13 protein-coding genes are annotated in these 15,653 nt (G+C 37.8%); 10 read left to right on the top strand and 3 right to left on the bottom strand.

Annotation, left to right across the window (positions count from 1 at the left end; all coding sequences use genetic code 11):
• Positions 1-31 precede the first annotated feature (31 nt).
• Together F606_RS0104750 and F606_RS0104745 are read left to right on the top strand one after the other, a co-directional pair.
• Positions 32-343 carry a hypothetical protein gene (locus tag F606_RS0104750; protein ID WP_019552732.1) on the top strand — a complete coding sequence of 104 codons (312 nt, stop codon included), beginning with the start codon at positions 32-34 and terminating at the stop codon, positions 341-343.
• A 15-nt stretch (positions 344-358) separates the two neighbouring features.
• On the top strand, positions 359-811 hold the full coding sequence (locus F606_RS0104745) for a hypothetical protein (protein WP_019552731.1): 453 nt from the start codon (positions 359-361) through the stop codon (positions 809-811).
• Between the two features lie 2 nt (positions 812-813).
• Here the strand turns inward: F606_RS0104745 and F606_RS0104740 are convergent, their stop codons facing one another.
• The gene (locus F606_RS0104740; RefSeq protein WP_211210030.1) at positions 814-1,797 is read right to left on the bottom strand and encodes a potassium channel family protein; all 984 of its coding nucleotides are present in this window, start codon (positions 1,795-1,797) and stop codon (positions 814-816) included.
• Positions 1,798-2,209: 412 nt separating this feature from the next.
• Between F606_RS0104740 and F606_RS0104735 the strand changes: the two genes are divergently transcribed.
• The 5 genes from F606_RS0104735 (at position 2,210) to F606_RS0104715 (ending at position 7,372) form a co-directional block, all read left to right on the top strand.
• Entirely contained in the window at positions 2,210-3,880 is a 1,671-nt protein-coding gene (locus tag F606_RS0104735; RefSeq protein ID WP_211210029.1) for a sensor domain-containing diguanylate cyclase, read from the top strand.
• 141 nt (positions 3,881-4,021) lie between these two features.
• Positions 4,022-4,882, top strand: a complete 861-nt coding sequence (locus tag F606_RS0104730) for a response regulator (protein ID WP_019552728.1) — start codon at positions 4,022-4,024, stop codon at positions 4,880-4,882.
• Positions 4,873-5,331 carry a chemotaxis protein CheX gene (locus F606_RS0104725; protein ID WP_019552727.1) on the top strand — a complete coding sequence of 153 codons (459 nt, stop codon included), beginning with the start codon at positions 4,873-4,875 and terminating at the stop codon, positions 5,329-5,331. Before F606_RS0104730 ends, F606_RS0104725 begins: the two co-directional genes overlap by 10 nt.
• A 261-nt stretch (positions 5,332-5,592) precedes the next feature.
• Positions 5,593-5,793 (top strand): hypothetical protein, encoded by a 201-nt coding sequence (locus F606_RS0104720; RefSeq protein ID WP_019552726.1) that lies wholly within the window; start codon positions 5,593-5,595, stop codon positions 5,791-5,793.
• Between the two features lie 328 nt (positions 5,794-6,121).
• On the top strand, positions 6,122-7,372 hold the full coding sequence (locus F606_RS0104715) for a dicarboxylate/amino acid:cation symporter (protein WP_019552725.1): 1,251 nt from the start codon (positions 6,122-6,124) through the stop codon (positions 7,370-7,372).
• Between the two features lie 67 nt (positions 7,373-7,439).
• Here the strand turns inward: F606_RS0104715 and F606_RS0104710 are convergent, their stop codons facing one another.
• Entirely contained in the window at positions 7,440-8,387 is a 948-nt protein-coding gene (locus F606_RS0104710) for a LysR family transcriptional regulator (protein ID WP_019552724.1), read from the bottom strand.
• Positions 8,388-8,802: 415 nt separating this feature from the next.
• Between F606_RS0104710 and F606_RS0104705 the strand changes: the two genes are divergently transcribed.
• Genes F606_RS0104705 through F606_RS0104695 form a run of 3 tightly spaced genes read left to right on the top strand, consistent with a single transcriptional unit; the run spans position 8,803 to position 12,741 of the window.
• Positions 8,803-9,654 (top strand): DUF6282 family protein, encoded by an 852-nt coding sequence (locus tag F606_RS0104705; RefSeq protein WP_019552723.1) that lies wholly within the window; start codon positions 8,803-8,805, stop codon positions 9,652-9,654.
• A 35-nt stretch (positions 9,655-9,689) separates the two neighbouring features.
• Positions 9,690-10,985, top strand: coding sequence for an SLC13 family permease (locus tag F606_RS0104700; protein ID WP_019552722.1), 1,296 nt, complete (start codon positions 9,690-9,692; stop codon positions 10,983-10,985).
• Positions 10,969-12,741: a methyl-accepting chemotaxis protein gene (locus F606_RS0104695; RefSeq protein ID WP_322786207.1), complete on the top strand. Its 1,773-nt coding sequence runs from the start codon at positions 10,969-10,971 to the stop codon at positions 12,739-12,741. The genes F606_RS0104700 and F606_RS0104695 overlap by 17 nt, the downstream gene beginning before the upstream one ends.
• Before the next feature lie 184 nt (positions 12,742-12,925).
• Here the strand turns inward: F606_RS0104695 and F606_RS0104690 are convergent, their stop codons facing one another.
• On the bottom strand, positions 12,926-15,523 hold the full coding sequence (locus tag F606_RS0104690; protein ID WP_019552720.1) for a 3'-5' exonuclease: 2,598 nt from the start codon (positions 15,521-15,523) through the stop codon (positions 12,926-12,928).
• Between the last annotated feature and the right edge of the window lie 130 nt (positions 15,524-15,653).

The following is a 15,653-nucleotide window of genomic DNA, read 5'->3' as shown; positions in this document are numbered from 1 at the left end:
TATTAAAATTTTCAACATAATAAAAAACTGTTTGGTTCTTATCATTATTATTGCCTTAAGTATTGTGATCTGGCAGCAAAATACCACAATACAACAAATTCAGACAGAACTTTCTGCCGAGCATGATATGTCTGCCGTTGAAAAGCGGTTATCAGATACTGAGTCCAGTATTGTTGATCTGCAAACACAAACAGCAGCCCTGCAAACCTACACAAACTCTAAATCAAAAACGGATTCGATTGAGCAGAAACTATCGACCCTTTCCATGCAAGTACAACAAAATACGAATGATATCCGTACGATAAATTTGTATAGTCCCCATAATATTGGAAGCGAAAAATAAAGGAGCTTATTACCTATGATAAAAAGAAAACTATTATTAATTACTTGTCTCTTTATGTTGTTTTTCACGACCGCTTCGGCGGCAGACACACAATCAAATTGGCAAACAGCTTATAAGGACAATGATGCCACAGTTTATTTCGATACAAACACCGTTAAAACCATTGGTTCTCCTGATATCCTTGGTGTAGATTTAAAAACAGATTTATCACAAACGATGCTTCAAGAAATAATTGCCAAGTATAAAGCCAGCTATGATACAGCCAACTGGAATAAAATCAAGTACAGCGTTATCTATACGGTCTATAATCAAAAAGATAAAACCCTGTTGTCAAAAAATTATCGTTTTTTCGATGGTGATAATAATCTGATCGCGACAATAAACGATGAAAACAAAAGTGTGGTAAATGCGAATTCAATTCAAAGCAAAACCTATGCGGCTATCTTCGAATGGCTTTATGAAAATTAATTTTATGCTTCATTACCAGCCAATCGATTGAGTTTATTCAGAGCTTCACGTTCTCCCATTAAAATTAAAACATCATCACAGCGAATTTTTTCTTCGGCCGTTGGTGTTACCACCATTTCGGTGCCGCGTTGGATCGCAATAACAATAGCACCATATACGGTCTTAATCCCGCTATTTGTCAAATCTTTACCAATCAGACTTGAACCGTTGTGAATGGTAATTTGAGCCATATCCAGATGGATTTCCTGATTATAAAAGACATTTTCAAGCAAATCCATAATTAACGGTTTTGTCAAGGCATTGACCATATGGCGCCCCCCCATCACCGCTGGCGAAACAACTGATGTTGCTCCAGCGCGACGCATTTTATCTTCTGCCTCAGGGCGGTCCGCTCTAGCTACAATAAAAATATCTGGGCGTATGTTTCTGGCAGTCAATGTAATATACACATTGTTTGCATCTCCCGACAAAGCCGCAATAACACCTTTTGCCTGTAACAGACCTGCTTCTAAGAGAACGTCATCCATCGTAGCATCACCTTGGATAACCGGAACTCTTTCTTGTTCCAATCGTTCACAAATTACTGGATTATTGTCAATGACGACAAATTTTTCATTTTCTTGCTGCAATCGAAGAATCGCATTCGACCCAACTTTTCCCGCACCGCAAATAATAACATGCTGACTTAATTTTCCAATTCGCTTTTTCATTTCACGCCTCCCAAAAATATCTTTCATGCGTCCTTCAACAACCAGGCTCACGGCTAAAGTCCAAGTATAGAATACAATACCAACACCAAAAATAATCAAGAAAACTGTGAAAATACGACCAGCTATAGTTTTCGGTGTAATATCTCCATATCCGACCGTAGAAATCGTTGTCACCACAAGGTATATTGCATCATAAATTGATAAATCCTCCAATGCCATATATCCAGAAACACCGCCTACAACGACACAGGCTAAAAGTATAATTGCTAATTTCATATGCTGCAATACAGCTATAATGGCCATCTCCCCTATTATCCTAAGATAATCTAGTATACTTGCCCAATAAAAATACAAGTATACTAAATATACCATAAATGGAACAAAAAAAGGATACTTTAGATTTTATATCTAAGTATCCTTTTTTTGTAATAAATTAGCCTCATAACTAGCTTAACCTGCATAAAATAATTTTTGTAATCTAGTACTTTTGTGCTATAATTTGCATAAATGCCAGTTATTCTGCTTCATACGATTTCAGACCAAAGTGCTTGGAGATTTTTTAGCTATAGAAACACCTTTAGCTGTGAAGTTTAAATATACTACAATGCATTAAATACGATGTCAGTTGGTGGATTATATGCAGAGATCTCTACAGAGGATATTCGCAATTCTTTCCTTTTTATTTATTTTGAACACAGCTACAACTTTAGCCGAAGTAAAATCGCCTGAAGCCAGCAGTTTTACAATAAAAAATTTTGAAATTTTGGAAGATGTCGATGGGCAATACGATTTTTCGATCGTAAGCTCACCTGATTTTGATGAAGCTTTTCACCAGCATGTGCAGGAAAACATTTCACTGGGCATCTCGCCTTCTGTTTTTTGGGTACGTTTTATTCCCCCGGCAGAAAATTATTTTGATGAATCCGATCCTCTCTTATTGAATTTTACCAATCCCAGCATCAATAAACTAGATGTGTATATTCCTGTTAAAGACTCGACAATCGCTAAAGGCAGAAACTACATTCTAAAACAAGCTGGCGCAGAGCGACCTGGTACAGCACGCGAGATTTGGGACGCTGACTGGACATTTCCTCTGCCGCATCAATATATTCAAGGCGAGTATATTTATTTACGCCTGCAAAGTGTTTCTGTTATGAACCTGCCCGTTATGATCTGGCAGGAAAAAGATTTTATCCATGCTGCTTTACTAAAGAACATCGCCTACGGGCTATTTTATGGCATTTTGCTTTCCATGGTATTCTATAATTTATTTATTGTTTTTGTACTCAAAGATCGAACCTATTTATTTTATGTCCTATATATCGCTTTCATGCTGATCTATCAATTCAACTCACATGGGCATTTAAGGTTATGGCTGGATATCGATTATCGACTTTACAATGCTCTATTTTGGTTCTGCTTATCAGCCGCATTTTCGTTCGCTGCTTTATTTTCCGCTAAATTTTTACAAATACATTCAGATGAGATATTTTTGAAACGAATTTTTAATTTAATTCTACTCCTGTCAATTCTCATTGGTATTTTGGGAATACTAGGCTGCTCAATTCCCGCAAATTGGCTGTCTCATGGATTAGGACTTATCCAGCCACTAGTTTTCATAGGTTTAGCATTCTACCGATTTCGCAATGGATTTCGCTCGGCCATTTATTATCTTCTCGCTTGGGGGATTCTATCTTGTGGAATTTTGGGCTGGATCTTCCTCCCGGATCGTACAACAAGCTCCAATGTACTCATGCTGGCAACTGCACTAGAATCTATTTTGTTGTCACTTGCGTTATCCGCACGCTTCCGTGATTTGCGGCTTACACAGCTGACACTGACTCGCAATTTACATTATTATCGTGATTTAAGTTTGACGGATGCATTAACCGGACTATATAATCGCCGCTGCCTGAATAGTAAAATGCAAAAAGAAATCAGGCAGGCACTCACCGAAGGTATCTCACTCTCACTTATGATCATGGATATTGATTTTTTTAAAAAATATAATGATGCTTACGGGCATTGGCAGGGTGATCAGGTACTGGTAGGCTTTAGCGACGTTTTATTAAAGAACCTGAATGATACTCAACTCGCATTTCGTTTTGGTGGTGAAGAATTTGTTATCTTACTCCCCAATCTTGACGCAGTCGAAACTAGCAAAATCGCGGAAAATATTCGTCGTGATTTTGCTGCTAAAACATTTAGACCCACAAACAAAAAAACCGTTCAAGTTACAGTAAGTATCGGCATCTCAACACTTACTGCTCAAGATAATGAAGCTGCGTTATTTGAACGCACTGACAAAGCATTATATGAAGCAAAAACAGCGGGTCGCAACAGAGTCGTTGTTCGTTAAGTGAAAAACAGCAACTACAATATACTAAGGCTGCTCTTACATATATCCTCATAAAAAGCTATTTTATTTTGAAAGGTTTTAATATTTTTTGTCGAATCTTATAAAAAGATACTAAATATAATATAAAAAGGAGTGAATTGCATGGCGATTAAAATTATGATTGTTGACGATTCTCCATTTTCACGAACAATTATTGCCGAAACTTTAACAGATGGAGGTTATGAAGTTGTTGGTGAAGCTGATTCACTAGAAACGGCGCTCGAAACGTATAATAAAACGAAACCTGATATTGTTACGATGGATATAGCTATGCCCGAAGCAGATGGCTTTGAGGTAAGCCGCGCCCTATTAAGGAATGATCCGAAAGCCAAGATCATCCTATCAAGTTCGATGAAAGACGAAGAAACTGAACTAGAGGCAAAACGTGTTGGCATTTCCGGCTACGTTCAAAAACCAGTAGAAGCAGATAATTTATTTGAAGTAATCCGTAAAGTCTTATCACCAGATACACTTTTCCAAGAATTGCTATCTCGTGGATTGGATACGTTCAAGGAAGCTTTGTCGCAAAACATTACCCGCATGGCCAAAACATCCGTAAGTTTCATTGAAGATGCCGAAATTGACGACCCTTATCAATCGAAAGGTGTCACTACAATCATTGGTATTATCGGTCAATACACCGGGACCATGATTTTGGATTTATCATTTGAAGTTGCTGAAAAAATTGCTGAAACGATCTTACGGCGCCCCGCCAAAAATCCTGAAGAAGTACTGGCTATGGTTTCTGAACTTGCGAATATTATCGGCGGTATTGCCTGTTCAATGCTCAATAAAAGAGAAAAAGCATTGGGTCTGCGTGTATCACCGCCAAGCATGTTCCATGGCAATTCAGCTGAGCTTGTAAGTCCTAGCGTTAAAATACACAAATCTTTAGCCCAAACAGAGTATGGCGTAATCTTCTTAGGCGTTGGTTTTAAAAAGGGGTCGACTTTATGGATGTAAACATTATAAACCCAATCTTATCCGCATTTACAGAAATACTACCGCAAATCGGTTTTCAGCAAATTGAAAAAAAGAAGATTGCCCTTGTTGGTTCGACCTTTGATTATGATGGCATTTTGCTCAACATTGCTATGATCGGTTCCATAAAAGGTGTAATTTTAATTGGCATGAGTATTGATGATGCCAAAAGCTTCGCTTCTAAAATGATGATGGGCATGGAAGTAGCTGAATTTGACAAATTAGCCCAAAGTGCTATTTCCGAAATGGGAAATATGGTTTGTGCGAATGCCTGCACACAATTTAGTAAAATCGACGTAGGCGGTTTGGATATTTCACCACCAACACTTATGATGGGGCAAGGTCAGGCTACACTGCCTGTTCCACAAGCTATTATCATAGATTTCACCTGCGACAATATTGACGTAAAAATTTATGTTGGACTCGCCTGATAGACCTCTGTCTTTCATAACAGCCGCAGATCCGCCTAACAAAATTTTTGCTAAAGCAAAAGGCAGATTCCTCGAGAATCTGCCTTTTTTATATCGTAAATCACGCTATAGCCCTGCCGCCTCGCAGTTGTCACTTCAATTGTTAAATAAAAATAAGATATTCCTTACATATATTTCAAAATCAAACCTATTTCAAATAATAAAACCTTATACTATGACTTGTAGAGAATTTGTTCTAGAGAATATAAGGAGGCTTTCCTCATGATGAAAAATAAATCAACTAAAATTGTTTCACTTGCACTTTGCAGCTTAATGTTTGCCGGTCTTTTTGGTGGTATTTCTGAAGCCCATCATCGTTATCACGAAGACCAATCACAAGAAGACACTCATTCACAAGGTGAAGTTAATACTGCCGGTATCGTAGGTGCTGTAGTTGGAGCACTTATCGCTAAAAACACCTAATATTAAAAAGTAAATGCAAAAAGTAAGTATAAATTTATTTTATACTTACTTTTTTTATATGCAAACGCACCTCATTATCTTACGAATAAAAACTTTTGCAATCCAGAATGTTTTGTTATGTACGAAAGCAACTTTATACTTCTGCACCGTAAAATCCATTTATAAAAATCCTTTGTATTTCTACAGTGAACACACCCCTTGTCAAATGACTTTCCTATTGACATTTTATAACGAATATTTTATAGTTGTGTAGTTACATTATCACAATTGATGTCCCGTTACAAAGGACTGTCTCATTAAAAATGAATAAAAGGGGTTTTTAAATTTTATGTCAGAACAAAAAAAAGGCCTAGGGCTTGCAACACAAATTTTTATTGGACTTATTTTAGGTATTGCTTTCGGTTATTTCTTCCCTGAATACGGGAAAAATTTAAAACCACTTGGCGATGCTTTTATCCGCATGATCAAAATGATCGTTGTTCCATTAATTTTCAGCTCATTGATCATGGGTATTGCCGGTACTGGTGATTTTAAAAAACTAGGCCGTTTAGGCGGTAAAGCAATTTTATGGTTTGAATTTGCTACTACTTTAGCCCTGGTTGTCGGTTTAGTCGTTGTAAATGTCTTAAAACCAGGTCTCGGTGTTGTTATAACGAATGGCAACAGTGATGCAATTGCTGAAGCTGCAAAAAAATCCATCAACCACATTGATATGCTAGTCAACCTTATTCCCACAAATATCATTGATGCGATGGCACGTCAAGATATGCTGCAAATTATTGTCTTTTCTTGCTTCTTTGGTGTAGCTGCCGCTGCGATTGGCAAAAATGGCCGTCCTGTCATTGATTTTGCTACGACTGTCGCAAACGTAATGTTTAAGTTTACACATTATGTTATGTTATTGGCACCGATCGGGATCTTTGGTTCGATTGCATATACCGTTAGCACCTATGGATTAGAAATGCTTTTCCCATTAGGAAAACTGATCCTATCTTTATATTTAGCTTTAATTATTTTTATTACACTTGTCATTGTAATAGCTTCCATTACGGTACGGGTCAACTTCTTTCACCTGCTTCGTGCATTGAAAGAACCGCTTATTCTGGCATTTTCAACAGCTGCCAGTGAAGCTGCCTTACCGATTGCAATGGACAAGCTCGAAAAATTCGGTGTACCAAAACACATTGTAACTTTTGTTCTGCCGCTCGGCTATACCTTCAATCTGGATGGTTCTACTTTATATAGTGCTTTAGCCGTCGTATTTATTTCTCAGGTGTATGGAATGCCTTTTCCAATTGAAACACAAGTCCTGATGCTGATTACTTTGATGTTATCAACAAAAGGAATCGCCGCCGTACCGGGTGCTTCCCTTATCGTTATTGCTGGCACAGCTGCCGCCTTTGGTCTTCCCGTGGAAGGGATTGCCATTATTCTTGGCGTAGATAGAATCCTTGATATGGCGCGTACAGCCTGCAATGTTACCGGGAATTGTATTGCCGCCGTTGTTGTGGCTCGCTGGGAAAAAGAATTACCTGACGATGTACTTCAGATCGCTTATAAACAAGATTACGACGATTAATTTTAATAATGCATTTAGGCAGACGTAACGATTACGTCTGCCTTTCTTATTCTCCGATTCAGATCGCTCAGTCCATCAGACCTTTTGCCCCAAACTGACTGCCCAGCATGCGAATAAACAGTCGTTCGGCTTTTGACATATACGCGTGCTGTTGAACCTTTACGCACAAAGTCCAATAGGGCATATATTTTTGATCGAGATAATAGTAATCTGCCTCATAAGCATTCGGGAAAATTCCTATATATTGCCGTGGAATGAAAGTAACCCCCATCCCCTCACTACTCAATCTTCGCGCCGTTTCAAAGCTTTTTGTTATTAAAATTACATCGGGTTCAAACGCAGCCTGCTGCAAAATCAAATCGGATATTTGCCGTATTTTCTGTCCTTCATTTAGTAAAATAAACGGTTCCTTTTTAAACAATGCCAAATCAATCTTCGGATATTCACTCCCTGAATCTTGTTGAGCATATTTTTTAAAAAAATGATCTTTTTGCGTTACCAGTAAAAATGGATCTTTGAACAAAGGGTAAATATCCACGAGCATATTTTGTTCTGGTTCATGATTGGGAAATGCATGCATCACAGCAAAATTAATATCCCCAGCTAACAAAGCTTTATCAAGATTCGTAGAATTTTGCTCAATAATCTGTACCTCAATATTAGGACATTGTTTTTTAAATGCTGGTAAAATAATCGGTAACACATGTGTAGCCAGATATACCGTAATACCAAAGACGATTCTTCCCTTTTTTAAATTATTAATATCACTCATTTCTATTTCGAAATTTCTGTAAATCTTCATAACATCCAAGGCAAGTTGATAATATCGTTCACCAGCAAAAGTCTGAACGAGTCCATTATTGGTACGGTTAAAAAGCTTTGTACCCAAATGTTTTTCAATTTTTTGGATACAAGTACTTAAGGAAGGCTGGCTCACATATAATTTTTGAGCTGCTTTTGAAATGCTGTGTTCCTCAACAATCGTTTTTACATATAATAACTCTCGTTCTGTCAATACACTTCATCTTCCTTATTTAAAATTACGTTTCGCCTGTCTACAATAATACCTATATAGCCAAAAGCTATACGGGGCATAAAAGAATAAGTAATTGAGTAGACCATATGCCTATTATATAATGATCTTATAAATATAAACAATAGTTCCAATTAACCTATTTTTATGTATGTTTTAAACTAAGATTCAAAATCGGCATAACAATGCTAAATATCATGATTTTTGAACAAAAAAAAAACAGATTATCTACACTCAAATCAATTTTTGGTTTGGAAAATTAAAAATTATCAGATTAACCAAAACAGTATAACCATAGGTATTTATACCTATTATGGGTTAGGACTTTTGTTTTATTTTACCATTAAGTCTTTATAACACATAGCAACGAAACGAAGATAATAAGGAGCACATTTACATGAGTACTATTTCTTTGCAAGGTATTATTGACATGCACGTACATTCCGCACCAGATATTCGTGAAAGAGCCTATGATGATTTTGAATTAATGGAAGCCGGAATTCAAGCTGGTGCACGAGCCATCGTGTTGAAATCACATCATGGAACAACCATGAACCGAGCCTTTCTTGTGAATAAGCACAATGAATTGGTACATAAACAAACAAATAACTTCACCATGTTTGGCAGTATTACCCTGAACTATGATATCGGCGGCTTAAATCCAGTTGCTGTTGAAAGCGCCCTAAAAATGGGGGCAAAAGTAGTCTGGCTGCCTACCACACACGCTGCGAATCATCTACAAAAATACGGCAAATCCGGTGGGATCCAATGCTTGGAAAACAATCGCATCGTAAAGCCGCTGGAAGATATATTCAGCCTAATGAAAGAATATGATGCCGTTTTGGGCACGGGCCATTTAGCTCCACACGAAATTGAACCCATCATTAAACAAGCAAAAGAAATGGGCCTTCGAAAAATCGTCGTAACCCATCCTGAATTTTGGGTAGTTGGTGTGCCCAAAAATGATCAAATACGCTACACCAGAGATTACGGTGTATACCTTGAACGTTGTTATGCACAGCCTATGGGGCATGGTGTCTACCGCAGCAACCTCGCTGACAATCTTGCAATCATAAAAGCAGTTGGTTGTGAACATGTACTCATATCAACGGATGGCGGGCAAGTCGAAAATCCACATTGGGAATTAGCACTTCAGGAGTATTTGCAATATCTTGTCGACCATGGGATAACCCAGCAGCAGCTTGACATCATGACAAAAGCCATTCCGTCTATGTTATTAGGATTATAAAAAAAATAAAAAAGTATGATACTTGGAGGATTTGCATGATTAGTTTAATTGTCGTATTAGCTATCGCCATTTCAATTTTTTTAGGATATAAAACTAAAATCAATACAGGATTTTTTGCTATCTTCTTTTCTTATTTCATTGGCTGTTTCATCTTAAATTTAAAAGCTGGTGAAATCATTGCCATGTGGCCGCTTAACATTTTTTTCATTATTTTTGCTGTATCTTTATTTTATAATTTTGCACTGGTGAATGGAACACTCGAAAAATTATCTACCCAGCTATTATATGGTTGTAGAAATTTCCCACAGATGCTGCCATTTGCGATTTTTTTTGCATCAACGATCTTAGCGGCACTTGGTGCCGGTTTTTTCACAGTGATGGCCTTAATGGCACCACTCACTTTGATCTTATGTAAAAAAACCGGTTTGCATCCCTTACTAGGTGCGATTGCCGTCAATTACGGTGCTTTGGCTGGAGCAAATTTCATGACCAGTCAAAGTGGTATCATCTTCAAGACACTTATCGAATCAGCTGGTGTCAAAGATCTGTCGCTTGTTTATACGACCACTATTTTTATAACGACCTTGATCATCCCCCTTATTGTGATTGCCTGTCTATTATTTTTTACCAATCAGGCAAAAGCTTTAAGTAATCTGCAAATCGACTTGCCAGATCCTTTTGATCAAAAACAAAAAACAACACTTTGGTTAATTGCCCTAATGATTTTAATTGCTGTCGTTTTTCCAGTTTTGCATATTTTATCCCCGCAAAATCAGACAATTGCCTTTATGAACGCAAAAATCGATATTGGTTTATTATCCATTGCATTTTCTACCATTGCTCTCTTACTCAAATTAGCCGATGAAAAACAAGTCATTGCCAAGGTTCCCTGGAATACACTGATTATGATCTGTGGCGTAGGCATGCTGATTTCCGTTGCTATTAAAGCTGGTACGATAACTCTTTTAGCTGGCTGGATCGGCTCAAACATCCCTACATTATTGATACCGATTGCATTATGCCTGGTTGGCGGCATCATGTCTTTTTTCAGCAGTACCCTGGGTGTTGTATGTCCCGCTTTATTTCCAATCATCCCTTCAATTGCTGCTGCCAGCGAGATTCCGGCAATCATTTTATTTGTTTGTGTCGTAATCGGTGCTCAAGCTACCGCTATTTCTCCATTTTCATCGGGTGGAAGCCTTGTTTTAGGCTCTTGCTCAAGTGATGAAGATCGCACGGATTTATTCCCCAAGTTATTATTTCGCGCGGTTCCGCTTTGTTTAACTGCATCAGTCGTCGGCAGCATTATCATCTTTGCCATTTATCAATAACCCCACTCTAGAAAATCAATATTATAAGGAGCGTTTTATCTTGGATTTCATAAAAAATATCAACGTCCGTACAAAATTAATTTCATTACTTTGCTTCAGCATTTTTTGCATGAGTATCATTGGTTATACTGGCTATCATTATTTAAATGATTCCGATCAAAAAATGAATACCATGTATAATGAAAGATTACTTCCTGTTAAAGAAGTAAATGAATGTGCAACGAATGTAAGAGGATCTCTAGCCTCTATTATGGAACTCATGGTAACGCAAGACGATACAAAGAAAAAAGCTTTGCTGAAAGATCTTGACAGCCGCTCTCAAAAAATAACTGAAGCACTAGATCATATCGAAAAAGTATCGCCTAATGCCGAAGGTAAACAATTATCAGAAAATGTAAAAACTGCATTTGCCAAGCAGCAAGCAGCAAGAAATAAAGTCGTGCAGTTAGCTTCGGAAAAGAAAAACACCGAAGCCTATACGGTCTATACCAAAGAAGTAGAACCCTTAACCAAAAACCTCACTGGCAGTTTACGTGAACTTATGGATTACTTTACTGCCTTGTCCGATAAAATGAATCAGGATAATCATGACAACTTTACTGAAGCGGCAAAAATAATGTTTATAATCATTCTACTTGCTTTCATTTTACTTGCAATTACAGGATCAATCATCACCAAAGGAATTACTGGTCCATTAAATACTATGGTTGCCTTCTGCGAAAAATTAGCAACGGGAGATTTCCAGAAAAGTATAAAAACTATCAATCAAAAGGATGAATTTGGTCGTTTGTCCGATACCCTCATCAAAATGCGTGATCATATCCGTACTTTAATGAAAAATGTTACCGACTCGGCTGAACAAGTAGCAGCCTCCTCTGAACAGCTGACTGCCAGTGCTGAGCAGTCCGCTCAAGCCTCCACACAAGTCGCACAAGCCATTACAGGTGTAGCGCAAGGTATGGAACAGCAGCTTACCACTGCGCACTCCACATCGGCAATTGTGGACGAAATGACAAATACCATTCAGGGCATTTCCGCCAATGCCGATCGAGTTGTCGAACAATCTAATCAGGCATCGGCAAAAGCAGTGGAAGGAAATACCAGTGTAAGTCAGGCTGTATATCAAATGAACGCCATCGAAAAAACGGTAAACTCATCTGCTCAAGTCGTTGCAACACTCGGTGAACGTTCGAAAGAAATTGGTCAAATCATCGATACGATATCCGGGATTGCCGGACAAACAAATTTGTTGGCTTTAAATGCAGCAATTGAAGCTGCCCGTGCCGGTGAACAAGGTCGTGGGTTTGCTGTTGTGGCAGAAGAAGTCCGCAAACTGGCCGAACAATCACAAGAAGCTGCCAAGCAAATCGCCGGGCTTATCGGCCAGATTCAAGCTGAAACAGACAAAGCTGTACTCGCCATGACCGAAGGTACCAAAGAAGTAAAATCGGGTACGGAAGTTGTCAATCGTTCAGGCAAAGCATTTGAAGAAATCACCGATAAAATCTCTCAAGTATCCGATCAAATCAAAACCATGTCTGTTCAAATTCAAAACATGTCCGCTGGCAGTCAAAAAATCGTTGACTCCGTAAAACAAATCGACGAAACGAGCCGGAATGCAGCGGGAGAAACACAAACCGTATCGGCTGCCACACAAGAACAGTCCGCTTCCATGGAAGAAATCGCCTCCTCAAGTCAAGCTTTGGCAAATTTAGCAATGACACTACGTCATTCCGTAGAAAAATTTAAAGTATAAATAAAACACTGGCAAATCAATCTACCGAAATACCACTGACCATGGTTTTTCTCCTACAAGAATCGGTTAGAAAGATTTCGCCATTTATAATAAATTTAAAATTAAAGAAGCCGTATGATGAAGATTTTTCTCTATCATACGGCCTCTTTTTTCTTGCAAAAATAACGATTGCCAACAAACATCCTTAAACGACTTCGATAAACTTTGCCGGAATGTTTTTTATAAATTGACTAACGGCCTGCATTCTGCCTTTTACCTTCTTGCTTGAACTTATATAAAGTTTCTTTTTCGCCCTGGTGATTGCAACATAAAACAATCGTTTTTCTTCTTCAAGATTCCCGTTTTTCAGTGCCTGATAAGAGGGAAAGGTATTGTCCTGCATGCCTGCTAAAAATTCATAATCAAATTCCGTACCTTTGGCTTGATGAACCGTAATAATTGGTATTCTCGGTCGTTTCACCAAAATACGATCCATTTCACTATTGGATAAAGCCGTCATTTTTAAAAGCTCAAATAAAGCATCACGTGGATTCAGTCTCAAATCATCATAGTCTTTCGCAATTAAATAAAATTCGCGAATGCGAATAATTCTCTGCTCTTCGCCATTTTTTTCATAAAACTCTTTGATCTGAGCCGCCTTTACGATTTCAGCAAGCAATTCGCAAGGTCTGCTCTGATAACTTTGTGAAGTCAGCTTTCCTATAATATCTGCCATAGAACTGAATTGTTTTAGATATTTTTCGATATAAGCCATACGGACCATTGCTGTTGGCCGAATATTCTTTTCGATTGCCAAGAGCAGTAAATCAGCCGTAGCCAATATATCATCAAACGCATTATGTGTTGGTTTGTTGTACAGCGCAAAATGCTCACTCAAAAAAGCAAGCTTGTGATTTGCTAAATTAGGATAAAATCTTCTAAAGATATCGAGCGTATCATAAGAAGCCAAAAACTTCGGGTGTTCTAAGTTAAATCGACTCAATTGGCTGGTAAGAATACTGATATCATAGTTAACATTATGCCCCACAATCACCGCTCCATTTGAAAATGACAAAAAGTCTTTCAACACCGCAACCGGATCTTCGCCTTTTTCTGCTAAAATTTCATCAGAAAATCCATGTACAAAATAAGAATTTCCTACGGGTTTCGTAGTTTGCAGCAAGCGATCAAATTTCGCCTGAACCTTACCATAACGATCCAAGCGTACCGCCGCAATTTGGATGATCTCATCTTCTGTTGTATTGATTCCCGTACTTTCAACATCAAAAACAACGATATTCCCTTTATCCAATTCCGTCAACAAGCAATAGAATGAATCCCAATCAACTTGCGTTTTCGGGTCAATAAAATCGGTTAACTTCACGCCCGCCTCCCTAAATTCAGTCGACTCGATCGTTTCAATTGTCTTCTCACCAATGCCACTGGCAAACCGTTTCAAAATACGTTTAAGACTTGTCACATCATTTCGATTGACAATTAGTTTCAAGAAAGACAGCACGTCCTTAATTTCCTGCCTGCGGAAAAACTTAAACTCATCCACTAAAATAAAATCCAATCGTTCCGCCAGTGGTTGTTTATCATTAAGTGCCGTAAAATAATGACTCAATTCTTGATTATAGCCATTATTTCTAGTAAGGATACAGGCTCTAGAAATATCTTCCAATTTTAATTTTTTAATTTCACCAAAGATCCAGCGTGCCTCCAGTTCGATTGTTTCCGCCTGCTTCACTATGATTTTTTCACCGACCGTTTTAGCCGCCGACTTAATTTCCTTTGGATAGAGCATTTGCACTTGTTCACCAAACATGTTTTGTAAACAGGAGTATGATGCATTGAGCAGCATATTTGTAGAACGATAATTTTCTTCAAAAGCAATTGTAAGCGGCTGAAATTCTTCAATATAACGCGGTAAAATAGAAGCCGGCCTTGAACCTCGCCATTCGTAGATTGTCTGGAAATAATCACCGCAAAGCAAAATATTATTGCCTGTAAATAACTGTGATAAAATCTTATACTCGACCTCGCTTGTATCTTGCATTTCATCTATATTAATATACTTATATTTCCCCCGCCAAGTATCGCGAACATTTACATCTTTAAATAGCTGGTATACATTGGTTGTCAAATCATTAAAATCCAAACCATGCATATCCTTCAGCTGCTGATTATATACTTCAATAAAAGAAGCCCCATTCTTTTGCATCACTTCCTGCATGACTTGATCCGTCGAATAATCAGACCTTCGGCACACTCCATTCAGCACAACTTCTTTTTCAGCGAATAACCGATCTATAACCAGTCCATAATCACGTAAAGAACTTTCTGAATAGATATCATAAATAGCCCGATACTGTTTCACTAGATTCACAAAATTTTGTAAAGAACTCGCAAGCCCCCGATATGGGCTGACAGCTCTCACTAGTTCTTTACAATCATCTTCATCAAAAATAATGAAATCCGTAAACAAATCCGAATTTTTTTTTGCTTCCGTTTTTACGACATCATAACAAAAACTATGGAATGTTTTCACAGTAACAAACAAACCTTTTTCTTTAACAGCCGAAATAATTCGCTCTTTTAATTCAAGACAAGCTTTATTCGTAAAAGTCATACATAAAATCTCTTCTGGTATCGCTTGCCCCTGATCGATAATATAGGCTACCCGATCCGATAAGGTATCTGTTTTCCCTGTTCCCGCACCAGCAGTCAATAGAATATTACGATTCAATTCCTCAATCACTTGAAGCTGTTTTTCATTTCGCACCAATTGTATATCCGACATCTTTTCCTCTCGATTCCTTTAATTTGATTTTCCCATAAAAAGTAGCTTATGATATTTACTACTAATATATCATAAGCTAGCAAATTTTACGAAAAAAATCAAATTAGACTGCATGTGAGTTTTAAAAATA

This window comes from Propionispira raffinosivorans DSM 20765 (assembly GCF_000381065.1).
In the GTDB taxonomy this organism is placed as follows: domain Bacteria; phylum Bacillota; class Negativicutes; order Selenomonadales; family Selenomonadaceae; genus Propionispira; species Propionispira raffinosivorans.
This window is presented reverse-complemented; position numbering and strand designations above follow the sequence as displayed.